Below are 18,895 nucleotides of genomic sequence, written 5' to 3'. Positions count from 1 at the left end.
TCGATAAGGTTGCGGGCTTCTGCCCAGTCGCGGATTTGGGTAAATACTTGGGTCATGGTTTACTCCTTGGTTATTTAATGCGCAGGCTTTCGCTGCTCTCGAGTTTGACGCCGGGGATTTCTTTGCCTCCTTTGATGGCTTCTTTGAGGGCGCTCTTGCTGATTTCCTTCTTCACCACCCAATATTCTTCCGGTATCTGCTTTTCGTCATAGACGGTAACGGCGGGCGGGTTCTTTTGGAACTTGGCGGTAAACGTGCCATCGTCAGCTTTGATTTCGCGGATGCCGGTGCGCCGCATATTGAAAGCCAAGTATTCTTTCAGCCTGCCCTGTCGGTTTTGCAGGGCTTTCTTTTTCTCCTGCATGGATTTGATGTGCTGGTCGAGCATGCCGATTTGGGCTTCTTGGTTCAGCCAGTAAGCTGTTACGGCTTGGGCTTTAACTTCAAACTGGCCGATAACGGCTTCGAGCGTGTCGGCGGCTTCGGTCTCATTGTCAAAGTGGGCATCGAGAACGGCGCGGATGTCATCAGCGCATTGGTAAAGGGTTACTTGCATGGGGTTCTCCAAAGAAAAAGCCCTGCTTACAAACAGGGCTGTGCTTCTGCTATTTAAAAAGGCACATCGTCATCTATATCGCTCTGCTGTGGTGCTGGCGGCTGCTGCCTTGGCTGCGCCTGCTGCCGGTCGGTGCTGCTGCCTTGCAGGGTAATATCGCCGACTATGATTTCTACGCTTTGCCGCTCGATGCCTTGGCGGTCGGTGTATTTGCGGATTTGCAGGCTGCCAAATACGGTAGCCGCCCCGCCCTTCCTGATATAAGGGGCAAGCTTCTCGGCGCGATTGCCGAATAGTTGGCAGTTGAAAAACTGCGCCTGCTCTTCGCCGTTCATATAGACGTTTTCGGCGATGCCGAATGATAGGATGTGATGCCCGTTTTTGGTGGTACGGATTCCGCCGTCTTTTGTGAAACGGCCTGCTACTGCAATGGCGCTCATGCTGCCTCCTGTTCTGCTTCAAAATCTGCTTTGCGGTGGTCGTAAATGTCTTTGATGATGGGCTGCTGCTCTTTGGTGGCGGCTGTCCAAGCATGGCCGAAGATGGCTTTTAGGTTGTCTAGGTTAGCTGCCTGCCGCAGGGCGCGGGTGGTCTCTTCAATATTTATGCCTTGGTGCGGCACCACCGGCTTTTCTGCTTCCGGCAAATCCTCGCCTGCGTAGATGTATAAGCCAAGGCCAAACATGGCGATGCACTTAACCAAGCAGCGCATTTTGTTTTTATTGATGATGAAGGCATCAGGGTGTTTGACTGCGTTGTTTTTGTGGTCGATAACGGGCAGCCACATGTAGCGGGTTAGGCTGTTTTCGCCATCAGATACGGTTACGCTTACACTGACTTCTACGCTGCCATCAGCAAAGGTTTTTTCCGGGTGGATTTCATAGCTGCTTTGCGGGTAGTATTCCATCAGCACTTGCCATGCCCATGCCCATGATAGATAGGTTAGGTTCTGTTTCTTTTCGGTCTGCTCGTTCACATTGACTGCGGCTAATGTTTTCCATACTTGGGCGGGGAATTCTTTTTTCATTTTCATACTCCTGTTGGTGTAGTTGCTGCAAAACCTGCGTGTAATACATCAGCTGGTCGCACATGATTTACTCCTGGAATAAATGGCGTTCAGGTGGTTTGGCTGGGGTCGTAGTGATAACTGGTTGATCCAAAGTGGCATGACAACGCTGGCAAGTTGGGGTTGGCGGGATGACGCCCCCCCATACATCATGGATAACTACTTTGCCGCCGCATTGGCTACAGGTTCCGATTACGTGATACATGATTTACTCCGGGGGTTATTGGATAGTCGGGGGGACTGCTTCGGACAAGCCAAGCTCGATTGCTTTTTTGTTGGCTTTGTCTAGCAGCAAAATGGCTGCTGTAACAACAGCTACAAAGTCGTCTGCTGCGGCATCGTCTGCTGCGGCTAGTTGGTTTGCTTCCTCTGCAATCGGCAGGATGATTTGCCGGAGGGGCGGGATGGCTTTGGTGGCAAACATTTGGCTAAGTTTCCCGGTCGGGTCAACGGTGTAAATGTGCATGGCGGCAGCGGAAAGACCGGCAACCATGCCCAGAATATCCACAGCGCTGACGGGGTGTTGCTTTGTAATTAACTCTTGGCTTTTGCTCATTTCTAATCTTTCCGTTTGTTCCCTGTCCGCTTGATGGCGGCGGGGTAGTTCTGGTGCGGGTTGGTACGGATTTGCTCGTCCAGTTGGCGCAGTTTTTGTTTGTGCGCTTCGATGGCAGCAGTGTCGTCAATTGGAAATTGGTGCTCCATAAATACAGTTACGCTGCGCTGTTTGTTGTATTCGCCCGCTTGCGAAGGGTGCGGGTTTTTGAGTGCTACCGATGAATTGATGTGGCGTATCTCTCCGCAGACGGTAGCAATGCCGCGCTTGTGGTCGTTGCGTTGGATAATGTGCATTACCTTCCCTCCGGTTCATAGACAACACCTCGCATAATCTGCACGTCGTCCATCTCTTGATATTGCCGCGCCAGTTCGGCGGCCTCTTGTGAGGCTTGGCGGTCTAGCTTGGCTACCCGCTCGGCTGCGGTCTCTTCGGCCTGCAGGTATTCGTCTTGGCTGTCTAGGGTGGGCATGGCGACAAAGGCCGCGCCGATAAAAATAGCCGCTATCCAAGCGGAGATGTGGGTTTTCATTTTGTAGCTCCTGTGGGTTGGAGTTGTGTCAGAATGCTGTATTTACCGACTAAGGCAATAAACAGTTTGGTGCGCTCTTGTTCACCCAAACCTTTATAATGCTGTATCAGTATGGCTTCTCGGTTTGGCAGATTCATGATGCTGTTTAAAAATCTGGTCTCCCGGGTTAAATCTTGATTGGGGGTATTCATGTTACAAATTCCTTTGGATTGTCCGTATTGCAAAAAGAAGGATGTGGCGTTTACATTGTGTTACGTCCGCCTTACTCAAAAAATTGCATATAACGGTTTGACGCGAATTGTGTCGTTGGTGGTTTGCAATCATTGCGGCGGCGGGGTTGTTGGTCATAGCGAGCTTGAGCCAAGCGTGGCAATAATATTGGCACAAAATGCAGCAGCAAACGTTCGTCAGCTTGACGACTTAGGCTATGGGTTGGAATGGTTGCCCGAACCGCCTAAACCGGATATTCCAGACCACACGCCGCCGGAGGTGCTGCCTTCCCTGCTTGAGGCAGAAAAACTGTTTCTGCTGGGCGACGACTTCGCCCGTTCGGCAGGGAATGCCTACCGCTCAGCGGTGGAAGCAGCGTTGTCTTTAAAAGATACAGAGAGCAAGGATAAAAACCTAAACTGGCGGATTAACCGCCTAGTAAAAGATGGGGTACTAACTGTGGAGATGGGCGATTTTGCCCACCATATCCGCCAGCTCGGTAATGATGCTTCCCATTCCCTGCTTGATTTCACACCGCAAGATTTGGTGCAGCTGCGGCTGTTTACCAAGATGCTCATCATGTATCTGTTTACACTTCCAGGGATGATTCCGGCCGAAGTGCCAGATGCTACCTGAGTATTAAAGATGCAGGCGCGCGGTAGTTAGAGGGGGATTACCCTTACAAGGAGTTCAGCCGCCGCCTGCTGCCGGTGTTTTGCCCCACCGCCGGCTGGGGGTCTGTCGCCATCTGTGGCTATTGGTTGGCGGCTAATCCCGTGAACTGTTGGTCACGCTCGCGCCGTTCTTCTTCACGCTCTTCCTCTTCCTCACGGATGATGCTGTCGGCTTTGTCCATCATGTGCTTGATGATGGCGGCCTGCACCTCTTGGCTTAGCTCGTCTAGGATTTCATCCAGCGTTGTGCCTTGGATAAGGTTCATGCCGCGCTGTAGCACTTCGGCGGCGCGGCTGTAATTCCCGTCAATGTTGATTTGCATGGTTTGCTCCGTGTTAGTTGGCGGCAATGGCGGCTACGCACTCTTCCCATGTGGGCATGGGAATATCCAGCGGCAGGCGCTCTTCGTTGCGCTCAAGTAAAAACCAGTCGATATGGTCTGCCCATGTGGCTTGGTCGTTGATGTCGTAGTTCTCTTCGCCGTCCGCTATGGATACCTCTGCCCATTCGCGGATGATTTCGCTGCGGTATTCTTTCTCCAGCCGCAGGGTTTCGGCTGCCTGCCTGCTCTCTTCGTAATCTGCCGCGCTGATTTCGTCCAAGTAGTCGGCTAACATGCCGTCATAGTCTGGCTGGATGGTGTACATGATTGCTCTCTCTTTCGATCAAATTACCTAGTGCGCCACCCTGTACTGCGTTTTATCAGGACAGCCTTTTTTGCGCGCTGCGGTATGGGCTGCGCCCCGCAAAGGTGTGCATGCTTACTCGAGCGCATGAACACGCGAATTGCTGCAAGGTTCCCCTCGGCATGGGAACTCAAGGCGGCGCACTAGGTAATCTACAAACTTTTAATCAAGCCTCCTCTATGAAGAGGCTCTGTTAAAAATTCGCCTTGATAAAAGATCGTGAAGCGTTCTATTTCGCTATCGGCTTATAAGGGGCGGATGGCTGGATACTGCTGCCTTCCGGCTCTCCCCCTGTTTCCCCGCCGCCGTTTGAAGGACTTATGCGGGGTCGCCGGTGTCTGTTTCGTGCTTCGTTGGGGTGTATATTACTAGCGGTTATATTATTAGTCAATACCGCAAGTAATATAATTAGCGGTTATTTTTTACATCTATCTGATTAATAAAATAAAAAAATTAAGACAAACTCGTCGAAAGTCGGCAAAACTCAAGATTTCCGGCAACAAAAAAGCCGCACTCTTCGGCGCGGCAACAGTCAGCTACGGGTTTACAGTTGGATGTGGGTTGACGGGCAAAAGAAAAGCCCGCGCGGGGCGGGCTGGTGGAATGTTAGAAGCTGGTAGGTTTTAAAGTAGGGGATTCGTCTGCGAAACTTTGCATATCCATTATTTTAAGAGGCTGATTGCTCTCAATGAGAACATTATCGCCAACTCTTAATCTTGCATGAATAAGGTCTTGATTAGACACAGGGAAATTTAGCATGGTTTGCATTAAAACCCCATTCAAAGAATCGTGCCCCTCTGTATTCTCAGAAGCTTCAGGAACCATATCCAATGTCCACGTTACCTCTGTTTTATTGCGCAGAATATCAATATGAATCCGGGCTCCCGGCACAAAACCTTGGCAAGTTATTGGGATGTGATAAGTGATGCAGAGGCACAACTGCGGGATAACAGCCGTTTTCTCTGGAATAAGGTAAAAACCGGGACGCACGCCGATGAGGGAATATTTCAATTCACCGGCATGGCGGATGATTTCGTCGCAGTATTGGACGGCTAAGGTGGCAGTGGTCATGCTTTTTTCTCCAAGTATTCCCATTGGCGGTTAAAGGCATTTCTGACTTCGTCCACGCTCACTTCCAAAACAGCAGCCAATTTAGACAGGGTGTCAGTATGCAGAGAATATTGGTTATGCTCAATGCGTGAAAGATAGGATTGCTGAACCCCGGCTGCCTTTGCCAGCTCGCTTTGAGTGAACCCTTTTCTCAAGCGGAGGCTGACAATGGTTTCGCCGCCTATATCCTGCGCTAAACGGTCGGCTATTCTGCCGGCCACCCTATCCATTGCTGCTTTTCTACGCGGGTTGCTACGAACGCGGTTCAAATACCTGCCAGCTGACACACAGGCAGAGACGGGGCGGCCATTGATATAGCAGGCGGTTGGCATGGCAGAGGATGCCCTAGGCGTAGCCTCCGCCATCGGTGCAGCTACTGCAGCGACGATTAACACGCCGCATTGATACCATAATTTAATAGATGTTTGCATAATCATTCCTTACCCTGCACATCAACTTATGATTCGGCTGATAGTCAAAACAATCAAGAGATTTGTGGGCAACCGCTAAAATATGCAGGTGCCTACTTAAAGCGCCGTTCGGTTGTCGCTCATGCCGCACACAATAGAGGATTCTGTAAGGTATCACGGTCTCATCATCCAGCCGGATGCGCATAACCCTTATCTGCTGCTCCCATAATACCCCTATTCTTTTTACTGTTATCCCCAGCAAGCCAATGGGCGGGTCGTAGTCTCGATAAAACTTTTCATCTGCCAGATTGTCAAATAAATCAGGCTCTTCTTCTATCAATGCAATCACATGGTCAAGATAGGCAACGCCATCTTCATCATGCTGGGACAGGCGGTTTAAATCCTGCTCTGCATGGTCATGGATAAAAAGTATTAGCGGCATATTATATCTTTTTAGTTATATAGTGCAATTACATTTACCTTACTGAAGCACTAATCCTCAACCAGCCCCTGCGGCAACGTCCCACCCTGCCACAGCACCTCGTAATCTCCGGCTTCCCCCGTCGCCTCGTCATACTGCTGGGCTATCGCTATCGCCCCGGCCTTGGTTTCGGCCATCCTCCTTGCCCGGCTGATAGCCTGGTCTGCTGAGGCGTACTGTATCGGCTGCTCGTTGAGCAGTTTCTTGGTGGCCTTGCCTTTTTTGACTTCGAACGCAAAGGCTTGGGCTAGGTAGATAGTTTTCATGGTGGTATCTCTTTTAGATTAATGGGGTAAACGGGATGCCCTGGCTAATTCTCTCAATGACACTTCCCATAGCATAACGGAGGCCTCATCAGTCGGATTGTGATAAACATGCTCATCACTACGATTCTGCATATTTGTGTAGATGATTCGGTCAAGCACGCCATCTGCGTTTTCATCTGCCATCAATACATCATAAACAGCATCCTCTCCGTTTCCGGTTATGGCGTGAAAGTTGGTCTCAATAACAAATCCGTTTGGAATCTGAGGATATTTAAATGCAGATGCTGTAACAGTTTCTTTGCTTGCTGTCGTCCAAGTAGCCTCTAATTCTTTGTGTTGCTGTAAGTAGGCAAAAACGGCTTGCGCATCCTGTGTCTTTAAATCATTCATAAACTGCCTAACCTGCTCGGAATTTGATTGGCCGTTTTGAGCCGCTTCCGATGAGGAAGTAGCAGGTAGGTGGGTTTCGGCGGTTGGTTTGATGGTGTTGGTCGGCTGTCGGTTATTGCCAACCAAGAAAAGGATAACCGACAACAATATTACGATAATGGCACAAGCAGCATATATAAGGTTTTTTTGCCCGTTCGATTCAGGGTTGCTCATTGTTTAACTCTCTGTTCTAAATATCCAAAAACTCCAGCGGCAGCACTTTCCAAAGCTTGGCATGGATGGTGAGCTGGTCGAATTCTTCCGGGGAAATCTCAAAGTTTGTTCCTGAATAGGCGGGGTTGTCGGAAGTGGCTTTAATCACGCCGTGTTTGCCGCGTGCCAGTCTTTTGATATAGCTGTACCCGTCCAAGGTAAAGAAGTAAATACCGCTACCGTCGAATACGCTGGTATTGGTTTTTGCCAAAATGATACTTTTGCGCGGGATGGTTGGCTCCATGCTATCGCCATCCGGAGAAACCAGTTCCACGTTATTCAGGTTGGTTGTTCCCAATAGTTGCAACAGGGCGGCATCGGGAATTTCAATAGAGCGGAGCAGAGATGGGTATTCAGGATTGACTACCCCTTGCCCGCAAGAACCGGCAACATCTATCAATTGCAGGGTGGTGGTTTCTGCCAACACATCCTCGCCCATCGCTTTCAGCTTCTCTACATCAATACCAATAGACATCATATTGATTTCTTTAGCTAAGCGGTGGCTGAAGTCAGAAACTGGGACTTGCAATAACTGGGCAAACCTGCTGGCAGCGGAGGCATTGAGTGCATTTTTGCCATTCAGATAGTGATTGACCGCGCTTTGTGAAATGCCGAGCGCATCGGCTACTGCTGCCTGCGATAACCCCAGCTCTCCCTTTTTTTTCTGAAAAATACTTTTTAATTCAGCACATTCAAACTGCTCTTCTTGCGTTAGCACGCGTTTCTTTACAGCCATATTGCCTCCTTGTTTTTGGAGCATGTTATTACCATCAGTAATCAAAATCAAACAACCGCAGGTATTGACATTACAATAACCTGCGGTTATATTTAGCTATGATTTTGAACTGGAGTGTTTTATGGAAAAAGTCCCGTTGCTTGAATATGCGAGAAAAAACGGACAGTACCGCACAGCCAAAGATTTAAAAATCTCCCAAGGTGCTGTTAGCAAAGCGATTAGCTCCGGAAGAAATATTTTTGTGTATCACAAAAACGGCAAATTGTTTGCCGAAGAAATCCGGGCATTCCCTGTGGCTCGCCATGAACGGCGGGAAGTTGGCTGAATAGGGGCGCAAATATTTTTGAGAAAGGAAAGAAGATGAAAGAAAAACTGGAACTTGAAGTTGTGTTGAAAGTGAAAGCGGATATCCAAGATGCTGCCGGATTATCCAAAGGCGATAAAGAGGATCTGAAATTTGTGGCTAGGCAGCTTGCTCGGGGAATGGACACTTGCCCCGGTTGCCTCGGCGCAACCGTTAAAGAGCTTGAGAACGAGCTGCGCCGGATTAATGCACTGCCGACTATAGATTGAACGTCCTAATCCCGACAGATCCTGGCGGATTGCGCCTGCCGTCTTCTTCTAGAATTTTTTCGGCTACGTTGAACAGATATTCAACCTGTTTATCTAGCGTTTCATGAGCTTCTCTGCCAGACAGCAAAGTAGCGGCGAGTTGGAGAGATTCCAAATGAGTAAGGCGAGCCATGATTTTACCTTTCGTGGTTGGTTGTTGGGGAACAGCCATTTTACCACGGCAGACAAAGCGGAAAGACGCTTGGCAGCCCGGACAGACGGGCAATCAGAACACTTTGTAGCACGGGTAGAAGGGAAAGAAGATGGGAGAAATCAAATTTGTGGTTTGGGAGGATGCGTTCGGCTGCCCGGCCGGATGGGAGACGGCAGATGACGTTGAGGTGGAAACCAGCATCGTGCATTCGGTTGGTTTTGTGATTGCAGAAACGGAGCAAGCATTAACACTTGCTCCGCATATAGCCGGCCAGAACAGGGAAAACAAACAGTTTGCCGGCGTAATTACCCTGCCAAAGCGGCAAATTATTTCGATTTCTTCTTGTCCGGCGCCTGTGTCAGTACCGAGCCGGCCAAGCTCTTAGCCGCTTTGGTGGCTGATTTCTGGCTTAGTACCTTGCCGGCCAGGCTGGCTGTTTTGGGGGAAGACTTTTCATTCTTTGCCATTAGGTTTTCTCCATCAAAACTGCAATATTGCAGCAACGTAAATATTTGGTCTGATGCTTAATTATCAAGAGGAGCAGGGTTGATGACGAAACAAATTGATGGTGCATTCCCGGCACCTTTCGAACGAATGAGCGAGGCGGAAATTATAGCCTATTTCAAACGTTACGGATTCGAGGACGAGTTAGGCCACGCGTTGGAAATGTGCGGGGATTTTCTGGACTTGGTGCGGTTTGCCAAGCGGGAAGGTTAGCTAAAGGAACTCCTATGGATTATGCGAAAAACGAATACACGTTCTCCTACCGTTTCAAAGGCAGGACGTGGTCATTGAGTATTTGGGCGGACAGCCCGGAAGAGGCTAGGGAGAAACTGGGGGCTGCGGCCAATGCGCATTATGACGGGCAAATCATGCAACGGATTTATGTGCCGGTCAAGATGGCTTGGTTCCGGCGTCTCCGGAAGTGGTGGGGCGAATAAAGAAAGCCCGCATGGGAATGCGGGCAAAGGATATTAACAAAATATAAAGGAGGCTTAATTATGGCAAATAAAACGACACAAAGCAATCAGATTTTGGAATACATGCGCCAAGGCAACAGCATCACACCGCTGGAAGCACTAAACCTGTTCGGCTGTATGCGCTTGGGTGCGCGGATTTATGACTTATCGCAGGCCGGACACGTTATCCACCGCGAGATGGTGCATGACCAAAGAACGGGCAAGAAATACGCCAGCTACCGACTATTGGAGGCAAGCCATGCGTGAGCGTTTTTGGAACTGGGCATTCTCCCTGGCTTTAGGAGTGAGTGAGTTTTGCGAGCGCCGCATGATGGCGGCAGTAAAGGATAGAAATCATGGCAATCATCCGCAGTAACCGGCAGACGAACTACACCGTCATCGACAACCGCGTGTTTGCCGACCACCAGCTTTCTTTCGCCGCAATGGGGCTGCTCGGCTATCTGCTGTCCAAACCGGACAACTGGCAGGTGTCCGTCAATCAGCTGATTGGGACGACAGAGGGGACGGAGAAACAGAGCAAGCGGGATGCCGTGTTGAAGATGCTGGACGAACTCAAAGCCAAAGGTTTTGTGCAAATGAAGCGCAAAGCAGAAGGCGGTGTGGACTATATCGTTTTTGATTCTCCGCAGAGCCACAGTGGGGAAATCCCACTAAGGGAAAATCCCACAGTGGGAAATTCCCACAATGGGGAAATCCCACTAAGGGAAAATCCCGCCGTATTAATAAATACTGAAGATTTGAGTAACAAATCCGGATTAGATAAACAAAATACACACGCATCCGCTGCCGCAGATGCGCCTGTGTCTGCCAAACCCGAAACTAAACCTGACAAACCCAAAAAACGCAAACCGCCTGCCGCCAGCATCGAACTGGAAGCCTACCGGGTACTGGGGGAACACGGCATAGACGGCCAGCTTGCCCAAGACTACATCGCCCTGCGCAAATCCCACCGTGCGCCGATTACCCAAACCGCGCTGAAGGGCATTGAGCGTGAAGCCAACAACGCGGGCTTGTCGTTGGAGCAGGCATTGACGATTTGCTGTGAGCGCGGCTGGCGTGGCTTCCGCGCCGAATGGCTGCATTCCGACCGTGGCAATCATCCCGCCCAACCCAAGCCCAACCGCATCAATACCGTGCCGCAGCACACCAACGGCGGCGCCCACCTAGCCAAGGATATTTTATGATGGATACCGCTACCGAACCCCAAAGCATCGGCAATTTTCTGCACCAAGCCCTACCCGACCTGTTCACGCCTGTCAGCACCAGCAAAAAAACCTGCGCCAAACACGGCATCGAGTACACGGAGGAGGTGTACACCCGCTTTACCCGTGGCTGCCCTGAATGCGCCAAAGAAGCCGAAGCCGCCCGCCGCGAACGCGAGGCAGCCGAACGGGCGGAAGCCGACCGGCAAAGCGAACTGCGGCGTATTGAGCAGCGCATTGGCGACTCAGGCATTCCGAAGCGTTTCCGCGAAAAAACCATCGGCGGTTACCGCGTGGGAAACGACAAGCAGCGCTACATCGTGGAGCGTTTCAAAGTCTACGCCACCGAGTTTCAAACCGGCCACTCCGGCCGCTGCCTGGCACTGTTGGGTAATGCTGGCACAGGTAAAACTCATCTCGCCTGCGCCGTTGCCCGCTATGTTATCCGCAACTGCAACGGTTTTGCCCGTTTTACCAGCGTGGCCGAAATCAACCGCATCGTGCGTGAATCCAAGAGCTACGACAGCGACGTGAACGAGAGCGAGGTTATTGCGGCCTTCGGCGGCTACGACCTGCTGATTATCGACGAAGTGGGCGTACAGAGCGGCACGGAGGCAGAGAGCCGCGCCCTGTTCGACGTGTTCAACGAGCGCTATCAGAACATGAAACCCACTATCCTGATTTCCAACCTTTCCCCCGAAGGCTTCAAAGCCGCCGTAGGCGACCGCATCGCCGACCGCGTGAAAGAGGACGGCGGGGAAGTGCTGATATTCGACTGGGAGAGCAGCCGTGGATAACTGCCCCTGCTGCCCACCAACCAGAGCCGTGCTGAATTTCCGCTGCCCGGCCTGCTGTGCCGAACAAATCCGCCGCTGCCGACCAAGTAGGAAGCTGCAAGAGAAGATGCTGCACCAACTGACCGCGCTGTCCGGTGCGCCGACCCGTGAAGAGATTTTGGAGAGAGTAAAACATGGCCAAGCGTAAATGCAAAGTATGCGGCACGGTGTTTGAGAAGCAAAGGCCGCTGCAGTTTGTCTGCTCCCCAGCTTGCGGGATTGAATATCAGCGCGAACAGAAGCGCAAGGCGGCCATCAAGTCGGAGCGTGAATCCAAGCGCAAGGAGCGGGCAAAGACGGCGGCGCTGCGGCATAGGCTGGAAACCATCCCGGAACTGACCAAGAAGGCGCAGCAGGCGTTCAACCGTTACATTCGATTGCGGGATAGGGGCAAGCCTTGCATTAGCTGTGGTGCGCCGTGGAAGGATAATTTCCAAGCCTGCCACTATGTGCCGGCGGGCAGAAGCAACAAGCTGCGCTTTGATGAGGACAATGTGCATGGCGGTTGTGTGCGCTGCAATCTGTACGAGAGCGGCAATATCCGTGGCTACCGGCAGGGCTTGATAGAGCGTATCGGGCTGGCGCGGGTGGAGGAGTTGGATGCCGACCATGAAACGCGCCGCTGGATGAAGGAAGAGCTGCGCGAATTAACTTCAAAATATAAGCAATTAGCTAAGGAGATGGAACGTGATTAAATTGTTGGATTTGAAAGTCTTTATTATCTATGCCCTGTTGTACTCTCTGACCATGTGCGTATTCCGCTGGTTCGGCAAGACCAACCTCACATATTGGGAATGCTTCCATCCATTTATCGGGTTGCTGGCAGTCTTAGGTTCTATTTTCGTCCTCATACTGTTTTGGAAAAGTTGAGGATCGAATGAGCCAAAAGTTTAAGCGCTTCATCACGCGGGATAACCGGCGGGATGTGATGCGGCTGGCGTATGAGGTGGCGGGAGCGCTGCTTCAGGTGCATGACAAAGCAGTCGTGGAGGTACGGGAGAAAACCCGCACGGACGAACAGAACGCGAAGCTGCATGCGATGCTGGGGGATATTGCGAAACAGAAAACCTTTAACGGCCAAAAACTCTCAATCGAGCAATGGAAGATGATATTTGTTTCTGGGCATCGGATTGCTACGGGCGGCACGGCTGAAATGGCGATTGGCTTAGAAGGCGAAGTCATCAATCTGCGGGAGAGTACGGCGCGGATGGGAGTACGCAGGCTGGCGAGTTTGATTGAGTACATTCAGGCTTGGGCGGCTGGTAATGAGGTGGTGTTTGGAAGGGAGGCAGATGATGGCGCGTGGGCGTGAGTTGTTGTTGCGGGATGAGCTGCTGCATTGCTTACAGATGCACGGCAAGCAATGTGCGCAGGAGCTGGCGCGACGGGTGGGGCGCAATGAGAAGTCGGTGATGCGCTCGATGACGGCGCTATCGGATGCAGGCATGGTGGTGTATGCGGATGTGCGGGAGATGCGGGTGCAGAAATTACGTTATTGGTGCGTTCGCTCGACGCCGGTGCGCTATTACTGGCTGCCGATTATGCGCATGGACGCTGACCCTTGGATGAAAAGGTGGGTGAAAAGATGACGCCGAAACAGGAGAGGTTTGTTGAAGAGTATCTGGTGGACTTAAACGCCACGCAGGCGGCGATTCGGGCGGGGTATAGCGAACAAACGGCGCGGCAGATTGGGGCGCAGAACTTGTCAAAACTTGTCATTCAGCAGGCGATTGAAGCGGCGCGAAACAAACGTTCGGAGCGGGTGGAATTGACCCAAGATGAGGTAGTCCGGGATTTGCGCGAGCTGCGGGATATTTGCATGGGTAGGAAGCCGGTGCGGATAACGGAAGTTGTGAAGAATGCGCAGCTGGGCGAAGTAACGGCGCGGGAGGTGGAAGTATATGCGCTGGAACCGACCGGCGCGGGCAAAGCCTTGGACTTGTTGGGCAAGCATTTGGGTATGTTTGTGGACAAGGTGGAGGATGTAACGCCGACGCCGCCGAAGATTGTGGTGGAGCTGAGCCGTGAGTGAGTTGCGTTTAAAGCTGCATAAGCGGCAGTCGGATGCGTTTTTGAGCCAGGCCACGGAGATTCTGTATGGCGGGGCGGCGGGCGGCGGCAAGAGCCATTTGATGCGTGTGGTGGGGCTGCTGCTGTGTATGGCGGTGGCGGGCTTGCAGGTGTATTTGTTCCGGCGGGTGTCGGACGATTTGCGCAAAAACCACCTGGAAGGGGTGAGCGGGTTGCGGGCTATGCTCTCGCCGCTGATGCAGTCGGGGCATGTGAAGTTTAACGACAGCAAGGGGATTTTTGAGTTTTGGAACGGGGCGAAGATTTATCTGTGCCATTGCCAGCATGAGAAGGATATGTACAAGTATCAGGGGGCGGAAATCCATGTGCTGCTGATGGACGAGCTGACCTTATTCACGGAGAGCATTTACCGCTTTCTGCGCGGGCGTGTGCGCTTGGGCGGGCTGAAAGTGCCGCAGGAATACCGGCACAAGCTGCCTTTGATTTTGTGCGGCAGCAATCCGGGCAATATCGGGCATGCTTGGGTGAAGGCGATGTTTGTGGATTATGCGCCGCCGATGGAAATCCGGCGCACGCCGGAAGCGGAAGGGGGCATGCTGCGGCAATATATTCCGGCGCGGCTTTCGGATAACCCGACCCTGCTGGAAAACGACCCGCAATATGAAAGCCGTTTGGCGGGCTTGGGCTCGCCTTCGCTGGTGGCGGCGATGAAGAACGGGGATTGGGATATTGTGGACGGGGCGTATTTCGCGGAGTTTGCCCGCGAGCGCCATGTGCTGAAACCGTTCTCGCTGCCGGTGCATTGGCCGCGCATCATGGCGCACGACTGGGGCTATGCTAAGCCGTTCTGTGTGTTGTGGGGCGCGGTGTCGGACGGGACGTTCAGGCTGCCTGACAGCGGCAAACTGCTGCCGAAGAATGCGATTGTGGTGTATCGGGAATGGTATGGCTCGACCGGTGAGCCGAATGTGGGCTTGCGCTTACCGGCTGGGGAGATTGCGTCGGGGATTAAGCGGATGAGCCGCGATGAGCGTTTTGCGCAGATGGTGGCTGACCCGGCGATATTTGCCAGCAACGGCGGGGAATCGCAAGCGGAGACGATGCAGAAGGCGGGGGTGCAGTTTTGGCCGGCGGACAATAAGCGGGTGGCGGGCTGGCAGCAGGTGCATTTGCGTTTACAGGGCACGGCGGCCAGCGAGGGCGAGCCGCTCCTGTATTTCTTCGACACCTGCCGCGACTTAATCCGCACGCTGCCGGCCTTGCAGCATGACAAGCACAATCCGGAGGACGTGGACAGCGATATGGAAGACCATGCGCCGGATACGCTGCGCTATTTGTGCATGACGCGGGTGCTCTCGCCACCGCCGAAGGAGCAACGGCATGAGCGGCCGGAGTGGCTGCGCTGGATGCAACCGATTAAAACTGGCTGATAATACGGGGTATTTACTGGAGGGCTTATGGATTCGGCAAGTGGAACGAACGGCGGCAATGCGCTGCTGAAAAAGTGGGATAACCGCGTGGCGCGGGCGCTGAAAAATGCGGAGAAGCAGCACAAGCTGTTTGGCGTGTGCCGCGATGCGGTGGATTTGGCGAAAAAGAATACGGAGCGCAAGGTAAACCCGTATTTGATTTTCAGCACGCTTTCGGCGCTAATTCCGGCACTTTATGCGAAAAACCCGGAAATTGAAATCCGCCCGGGCAAAGCGGCGGTGGCGAAAGAAGGGGAAGTGTCGCCGTGGTTGGGCTTTGCGCAGACGGCGGAGGAATTATTGCAGCACGAGCTGGTGTTGAACACGGATTTGAAACGGCGCATGAAATCCTGCCTGCTCTCCACGCTGACCACGGGCACGGGCTGGCTGAAGCTGATTTTGCAGGACAACTACCGCGAAGACCCTTTGCAGCACAACCGCCTGCCGGATGCGCAGGACAACGTGGCGCAATTGGATGCCTTAAAGCTGGCTTTGGACGAGGCGGGCGCGGACAAGGAGGCGGTACAGCAGGAACTGGCGATGCAGACCGAGCATGTGGAAGCGGCCTTGCGCGGCGAAACCGAGCTGTATGTGCAGAAAGGCTTGGTGCTGGACAGGATTGCCAGCGAGAATATGTTCGTGCTGGATGACGGGGTGCGCGAGCTGGGGGATTACTTGAACGCGCAGGCTTTGGGGCATCGGGTGTGGATGACCGCCTGGGAATACAAGCGGCGGTTTGCCAAGAAGGAGCTGCCGCAGGGGGCGCGGCTGTATGGTAAGGACAAGGGCGAATCTTCAGGTAGCCTGAAGCAGAACAGTGCGGGAGAAATCGACGAGGCGGAGCAGCTCTTGGAAGTGTGGGAGGTGTGGGATAAATCGACCCAGCATGTGTACACCTTTGCGCGTGGGGCAAGCGAATGGGCGCGTGAGCCTTACCGCCCGCAGCCGACCGGCGAGCGCTGGTATCCGTTTTTCCTTTTAGCGTTTAACGCGGTTGATGGGCGCTTTTGGCCGCTCTCGGACGTGCAGACGCTGATTGACTATCAGGACGAATACAGCCACCTGCGCAGCCAGGTGCGCAACAGCCGCCAATACAATAAGCCGGTGTGGGTGGTGCCGAAGGCGGGGGATTTGTCTGCCGGGGATTCGCAACGCTTGGTGGACAGGGTGCGTGATGACGAAACCGGCTCTTGGGTGGCGGCCAGCATCAATCCGGCGCAGCCGATTGCCAACAGCATTCAGCAATTCCCGCTGCCGGAAATCAATCAGGCGCTGTTTGACCCGAGCATGGTGTTCCGTGATGTGGAGATGACGACCCGCAGCGGTGATGCGGCGCGCGGCTACATCAACAAAGCGAAGACCGCCACCGAGGCGGAAATCATGAGCATGGGCATGCAGAGCGGCATTTCCGAGCGGCAGGACACGATGGAAGATTTGATGCGCGAGATGGCACGCTATGCCTTGGAGATTTTGGTGCAGAGCTATTCGCCTGCCGAGGTGGCGCAGATACTGGGGGCGCAGGGCAACTGGCAAAACCTGACGCCGGATGTGGCTTTCCGCTATCTGGCGGTGGACATTAAGGCGGGCAGCATGAGCAAACCGAACAAATACCAGGAGCGCGACCAATGGCTGCAACTGATGCCGGTGTGCCGCGAGACCATCGGGCAGATGGCGCAATTGCAGATGCAGGGGCAGAACGGCATGGCGGGGGCCTTGCGCAAGATGCTGGAGGAAACGCTCAACCGCTTTGACGAGCGCATCGACTTGGACGAATTTATACCGGATATGACGCAGGACATGATGCGCCAGCAAATCATGCAGGCGGTGGGGCAGATGATGCCGCAAGCGGGAATCGACCCGCAGCAGCTACCGAATGACGAAACACAACAACCGACCAACGGAGTAATGCAATGAGCGAAGAAGTGAAAATGGCAGCCGAGCAGGAAGCACAAACCGAACAACAGCAGCAGCCGGAGACCCAAGCCGAGCCGCAGAGCTTGGAAGAGGCAATGTTTGGCACGGAGCAGGCGGCAGACGAGCCGGAACAGGCGGCAGAGCCGGCTGCTGAAGCGCAAGAGGAACAGGATCAAGCGGCACAGCCGGAAACAGAGAAACCGGCAGAAGCGAAGGCGGAAACCGAACAGCCGCCCGCCGCACCGGAGCAGGATGCGGATTTGACCGAGCCGGAAGGGCTGGGCGAGAAGGCCAGCACCCGCTTCCGCGAGCTGGCAAACCAAGTGAAGGAATACCGCGCCAAAGACGACTACTACCGGCAGATGGATGAGACGGTGCAGGAGTTTCAGCGTTTGGCGCAGGAGAGCTGCAACAACGGCGAGGAAGTGGCGCAGCTGTTTGATTATGCCAAGGCGGTGAAGACCGGGGATTTTGACACGGTGGAAGCCTATTTGCGCCGCCAAATCCAGCAGTTTGAGGCTTTGAGCGGGCGCAGCTTGCAGGCGGATTTGCTCAGTGCCTATCCGGATTTGCAGCAGCAGATTGGGGAAATGGGGCTGGATGCGGAGATGGCGCGGCAGGTGGCGGCGGCACGCTGGCAGCAGCAACAGCAACAGGAGATGCTGAAACAGCAGCAGGCGCGGCAACAGCAGGAGTTATTGCAACAGCAGCAATGGCAGGCTTCACGCAATCAGGCGGCGCAGGGCATTAACGACTTTTCGGCACAGATGGCGAAAACGGATGTGATGTGGCCGCAGATTGAGCCGAAGCTGGTGGAATACGCGCAAACCCAGTTGGGCAGCCTGCCGCCGGAACAATGGCTGCCGGCCATTCAGGCATTCTATAACGGCATCAAGCAGACGATGGCACCGGTACGCCAAGCCGTGCAACCGTTGCGCGCTTCGGCAGCAGCAGCGGCACGAGCCGAACCGCAGACGCTGGAAGATGCGATGTTTGGCGGCTTGTAAGGGTTTACCTTAGGACGGAACTTGGCAGCTTCGGCTGCCTTTTTTATTGGGCTTTCTGGATACGCAGGAAGATGTTTCAGGTAGCCCCAAGCTGGAAACCCAAACCACAATAGACGAACGGCGTGGCCTGGTGGATGCGGTTAAGCTGCTGGTCGCCCGCTGCGGTATCGATTATTCGGCAGCCTACCGCATGGTGCATCAGCGCTTCGGCGTGGCGCATATTGACCAAATCGCCGCCCCTCTGCTGCCGTCTGCGGTGGCTTATGTGCATTCGCTCACGTTACAAAGCGGGCTGAACGGCGAAGTGTTGGACAGGCTACCTGAAAATATGCAGCCCCAACCACTGCGCAACTTGCAGGGTGCTGTAATCAACAGCCTGTACTGTGCCGAATTTATCTACCAGCACCGGGCAGCCATACGCGGCCTGAACCGCCGCCTAGCCGCCACCCTGCACGACCACGCCGCCGACAGCATCATGTTCCTGCGCAACGTGGCCGAACAGGCGGGCATCAGCGTGCCAAACAACGAGTATTTCCAATACTTCCCCTGGGATGGCGATAGTGCAGAGAAAGCCCGTTATCACCAATTGAACGCGTGATTTTCAGGTAGCCCAAGCCCCGTGATGCGTTCGCGGGGCTGGGTTCGAACTAGTTCCATTTTGGAACTAGTTCACTTCATCATGCGACAGTGTAATTTTAATTATGGCGAATTCGCCATATTTGAAATGTCGTCGGCCCTATACCTTGGCCAAAGCAAATAAAATG

33 protein-coding genes are annotated in these 18,895 nt (G+C 53.4%); 18 read left to right on the top strand and 15 right to left on the bottom strand.

Going from position 1 to position 18,895, the window contains the following annotated elements; all coding sequences use genetic code 11:
• Window positions 1-70 precede the first annotated feature (70 nt).
• The 7 genes from A7P95_RS07415 to A7P95_RS07385 all read right to left on the bottom strand — a co-directional run bounded on the left by A7P95_RS07415 (window position 71) and on the right by A7P95_RS07385 (window position 2,901).
• Window positions 71-556, bottom strand: coding sequence for a siphovirus Gp157 family protein (locus A7P95_RS07415; protein WP_067593405.1), 486 nt, complete (start codon window positions 554-556; stop codon window positions 71-73).
• Window positions 557-609: 53 nt separating this feature from the next.
• Complete coding sequence (locus A7P95_RS07410; protein WP_067593402.1) at window positions 610-996, bottom strand: single-stranded DNA-binding protein; 387 nt, start codon at window positions 994-996, stop codon at window positions 610-612.
• Window positions 993-1,583 carry a Sak single strand annealing protein gene (locus A7P95_RS07405; protein WP_067593399.1) on the bottom strand — a complete coding sequence of 197 codons (591 nt, stop codon included), beginning with the start codon at window positions 1,581-1,583 and terminating at the stop codon, window positions 993-995. The genes A7P95_RS07410 and A7P95_RS07405 overlap by 4 nt, the downstream gene beginning before the upstream one ends.
• A 259-nt stretch (window positions 1,584-1,842) precedes the next feature.
• Window positions 1,843-2,178 (bottom strand): hypothetical protein, encoded by a 336-nt coding sequence (locus tag A7P95_RS07400; RefSeq protein ID WP_067593396.1) that lies wholly within the window; start codon window positions 2,176-2,178, stop codon window positions 1,843-1,845.
• A gap of 2 nt (window positions 2,179-2,180) precedes the next feature.
• Complete coding sequence (locus tag A7P95_RS07395) at window positions 2,181-2,474, bottom strand: hypothetical protein (RefSeq protein WP_067593392.1); 294 nt, start codon at window positions 2,472-2,474, stop codon at window positions 2,181-2,183.
• On the bottom strand, window positions 2,474-2,710 hold the full coding sequence (locus tag A7P95_RS07390; protein WP_067593389.1) for a hypothetical protein: 237 nt from the start codon (window positions 2,708-2,710) through the stop codon (window positions 2,474-2,476). Before A7P95_RS07390 ends, A7P95_RS07395 begins: the two co-directional genes overlap by 1 nt.
• Window positions 2,707-2,901 carry a hypothetical protein gene (locus A7P95_RS07385; protein ID WP_067593386.1) on the bottom strand — a complete coding sequence of 65 codons (195 nt, stop codon included), beginning with the start codon at window positions 2,899-2,901 and terminating at the stop codon, window positions 2,707-2,709. The genes A7P95_RS07390 and A7P95_RS07385 overlap by 4 nt, the downstream gene beginning before the upstream one ends.
• On the opposite strand from A7P95_RS07385, the gene A7P95_RS07380 reads away from it, so the two are divergent.
• Complete coding sequence (locus A7P95_RS07380; protein ID WP_082890771.1) at window positions 2,900-3,556, top strand: DUF4145 domain-containing protein; 657 nt, start codon at window positions 2,900-2,902, stop codon at window positions 3,554-3,556. The genes A7P95_RS07385 and A7P95_RS07380 overlap by 2 nt on opposite strands.
• A gap of 118 nt (window positions 3,557-3,674) precedes the next feature.
• Here A7P95_RS07380 and A7P95_RS07375 read toward each other — a convergent pair whose 3' ends face one another.
• From A7P95_RS07375 to A7P95_RS07340, 8 genes are all read right to left on the bottom strand, one after another.
• Entirely contained in the window at window positions 3,675-3,917 is a 243-nt protein-coding gene (locus tag A7P95_RS07375) for a hypothetical protein (protein ID WP_067593379.1), read from the bottom strand.
• Window positions 3,918-3,930: 13 nt separating this feature from the next.
• A complete protein-coding gene (locus tag A7P95_RS07370) occupies window positions 3,931-4,242 on the bottom strand; it encodes a hypothetical protein (protein WP_067593376.1) in 312 nt (103 codons plus the stop codon).
• 645 nt (window positions 4,243-4,887) lie between these two features.
• Window positions 4,888-5,352: a hypothetical protein gene (locus A7P95_RS07365; protein ID WP_067593373.1), complete on the bottom strand. Its 465-nt coding sequence runs from the start codon at window positions 5,350-5,352 to the stop codon at window positions 4,888-4,890.
• Window positions 5,349-5,822 (bottom strand): helix-turn-helix domain-containing protein, encoded by a 474-nt coding sequence (locus tag A7P95_RS12235; protein ID WP_245636589.1) that lies wholly within the window; start codon window positions 5,820-5,822, stop codon window positions 5,349-5,351. Before A7P95_RS12235 ends, A7P95_RS07365 begins: the two co-directional genes overlap by 4 nt.
• Complete coding sequence (locus A7P95_RS07355) at window positions 5,806-6,243, bottom strand: hypothetical protein (protein ID WP_067593367.1); 438 nt, start codon at window positions 6,241-6,243, stop codon at window positions 5,806-5,808. Before A7P95_RS07355 ends, A7P95_RS12235 begins: the two co-directional genes overlap by 17 nt.
• Before the next feature lie 50 nt (window positions 6,244-6,293).
• Entirely contained in the window at window positions 6,294-6,548 is a 255-nt protein-coding gene (locus A7P95_RS07350) for a hypothetical protein (protein WP_067593364.1), read from the bottom strand.
• 18 nt (window positions 6,549-6,566) lie between these two features.
• Entirely contained in the window at window positions 6,567-7,151 is a 585-nt protein-coding gene (locus tag A7P95_RS07345) for a hypothetical protein (protein WP_067593361.1), read from the bottom strand.
• A 16-nt stretch (window positions 7,152-7,167) separates the two neighbouring features.
• Window positions 7,168-7,950: a LexA family transcriptional regulator gene (locus tag A7P95_RS07340; RefSeq protein WP_245636588.1), complete on the bottom strand. Its 783-nt coding sequence runs from the start codon at window positions 7,948-7,950 to the stop codon at window positions 7,168-7,170.
• A 97-nt stretch (window positions 7,951-8,047) separates the two neighbouring features.
• On the opposite strand from A7P95_RS07340, the gene A7P95_RS11205 reads away from it, so the two are divergent.
• The 17 genes from A7P95_RS11205 (at window position 8,048) to A7P95_RS07270 (ending at window position 18,729) form a co-directional block, all read left to right on the top strand.
• Entirely contained in the window at window positions 8,048-8,251 is a 204-nt protein-coding gene (locus A7P95_RS11205) for a Cro/CI family transcriptional regulator (RefSeq protein WP_082890770.1), read from the top strand.
• Window positions 8,252-8,286: 35 nt separating this feature from the next.
• Window positions 8,287-8,499, top strand: a complete 213-nt coding sequence (locus tag A7P95_RS07335; protein WP_067593358.1) for a hypothetical protein — start codon at window positions 8,287-8,289, stop codon at window positions 8,497-8,499.
• Between the two features lie 302 nt (window positions 8,500-8,801).
• Complete coding sequence (locus A7P95_RS11690; RefSeq protein ID WP_156503545.1) at window positions 8,802-9,077, top strand: hypothetical protein; 276 nt, start codon at window positions 8,802-8,804, stop codon at window positions 9,075-9,077.
• A 164-nt stretch (window positions 9,078-9,241) separates the two neighbouring features.
• A complete protein-coding gene (locus A7P95_RS11955; RefSeq protein WP_179945910.1) occupies window positions 9,242-9,409 on the top strand; it encodes a hypothetical protein in 168 nt (55 codons plus the stop codon).
• A gap of 14 nt (window positions 9,410-9,423) precedes the next feature.
• On the top strand, window positions 9,424-9,633 hold the full coding sequence (locus tag A7P95_RS07330) for a hypothetical protein (protein WP_067593355.1): 210 nt from the start codon (window positions 9,424-9,426) through the stop codon (window positions 9,631-9,633).
• Window positions 9,634-9,693: 60 nt separating this feature from the next.
• On the top strand, window positions 9,694-9,918 hold the full coding sequence (locus A7P95_RS07325) for a helix-turn-helix domain-containing protein (protein WP_064084454.1): 225 nt from the start codon (window positions 9,694-9,696) through the stop codon (window positions 9,916-9,918).
• Window positions 9,919-10,007: 89 nt separating this feature from the next.
• Window positions 10,008-10,856 carry a hypothetical protein gene (locus tag A7P95_RS07320; RefSeq protein ID WP_067593352.1) on the top strand — a complete coding sequence of 283 codons (849 nt, stop codon included), beginning with the start codon at window positions 10,008-10,010 and terminating at the stop codon, window positions 10,854-10,856.
• The gene (locus A7P95_RS07315) at window positions 10,853-11,671 is read left to right on the top strand and encodes an ATP-binding protein (protein ID WP_179945909.1); all 819 of its coding nucleotides are present in this window, start codon (window positions 10,853-10,855) and stop codon (window positions 11,669-11,671) included. Before A7P95_RS07320 ends, A7P95_RS07315 begins: the two co-directional genes overlap by 4 nt.
• 28 nt (window positions 11,672-11,699) lie before the next feature.
• On the top strand, window positions 11,700-11,858 hold the full coding sequence (locus A7P95_RS11685) for a hypothetical protein (protein WP_156503544.1): 159 nt from the start codon (window positions 11,700-11,702) through the stop codon (window positions 11,856-11,858).
• Entirely contained in the window at window positions 11,845-12,405 is a 561-nt protein-coding gene (locus A7P95_RS07310) for a recombination protein NinG (protein ID WP_067593349.1), read from the top strand. The genes A7P95_RS11685 and A7P95_RS07310 overlap by 14 nt, the downstream gene beginning before the upstream one ends.
• Before the next feature lie 182 nt (window positions 12,406-12,587).
• Window positions 12,588-13,022, top strand: coding sequence for a recombination protein NinB (locus A7P95_RS07300; RefSeq protein WP_067593346.1), 435 nt, complete (start codon window positions 12,588-12,590; stop codon window positions 13,020-13,022).
• On the top strand, window positions 13,003-13,299 hold the full coding sequence (locus A7P95_RS07295; protein ID WP_156503543.1) for an HVO_A0114 family putative DNA-binding protein: 297 nt from the start codon (window positions 13,003-13,005) through the stop codon (window positions 13,297-13,299). Before A7P95_RS07300 ends, A7P95_RS07295 begins: the two co-directional genes overlap by 20 nt.
• Window positions 13,272-13,742, top strand: a complete 471-nt coding sequence (locus A7P95_RS07290; protein ID WP_218916364.1) for a terminase small subunit — start codon at window positions 13,272-13,274, stop codon at window positions 13,740-13,742. The genes A7P95_RS07295 and A7P95_RS07290 overlap by 28 nt, the downstream gene beginning before the upstream one ends.
• Window positions 13,735-15,171 (top strand): terminase family protein, encoded by a 1,437-nt coding sequence (locus tag A7P95_RS07285; RefSeq protein WP_067593337.1) that lies wholly within the window; start codon window positions 13,735-13,737, stop codon window positions 15,169-15,171. Before A7P95_RS07290 ends, A7P95_RS07285 begins: the two co-directional genes overlap by 8 nt.
• Before the next feature lie 27 nt (window positions 15,172-15,198).
• Window positions 15,199-17,124, top strand: coding sequence for a hypothetical protein (locus tag A7P95_RS07280; RefSeq protein ID WP_067593333.1), 1,926 nt, complete (start codon window positions 15,199-15,201; stop codon window positions 17,122-17,124).
• The gene (locus A7P95_RS07275; protein ID WP_067593330.1) at window positions 17,121-18,131 is read left to right on the top strand and encodes a hypothetical protein; all 1,011 of its coding nucleotides are present in this window, start codon (window positions 17,121-17,123) and stop codon (window positions 18,129-18,131) included. Before A7P95_RS07280 ends, A7P95_RS07275 begins: the two co-directional genes overlap by 4 nt.
• Window positions 18,132-18,177: 46 nt before the next feature.
• On the top strand, window positions 18,178-18,729 hold the full coding sequence (locus tag A7P95_RS07270; protein ID WP_156503542.1) for a hypothetical protein: 552 nt from the start codon (window positions 18,178-18,180) through the stop codon (window positions 18,727-18,729).
• The last annotated feature ends 166 nt before the right edge of the window (window positions 18,730-18,895 follow it).

Origin of the sequence: Eikenella longinqua, assembly GCF_001648355.1 — a bacterium.
In the GTDB taxonomy this organism is placed as follows: domain Bacteria; phylum Pseudomonadota; class Gammaproteobacteria; order Burkholderiales; family Neisseriaceae; genus Eikenella; species Eikenella longinqua.
The sequence above is the reverse complement of the archived record's forward strand: the minus strand, read 5'-3'. Positions and strand labels throughout refer to the sequence as shown.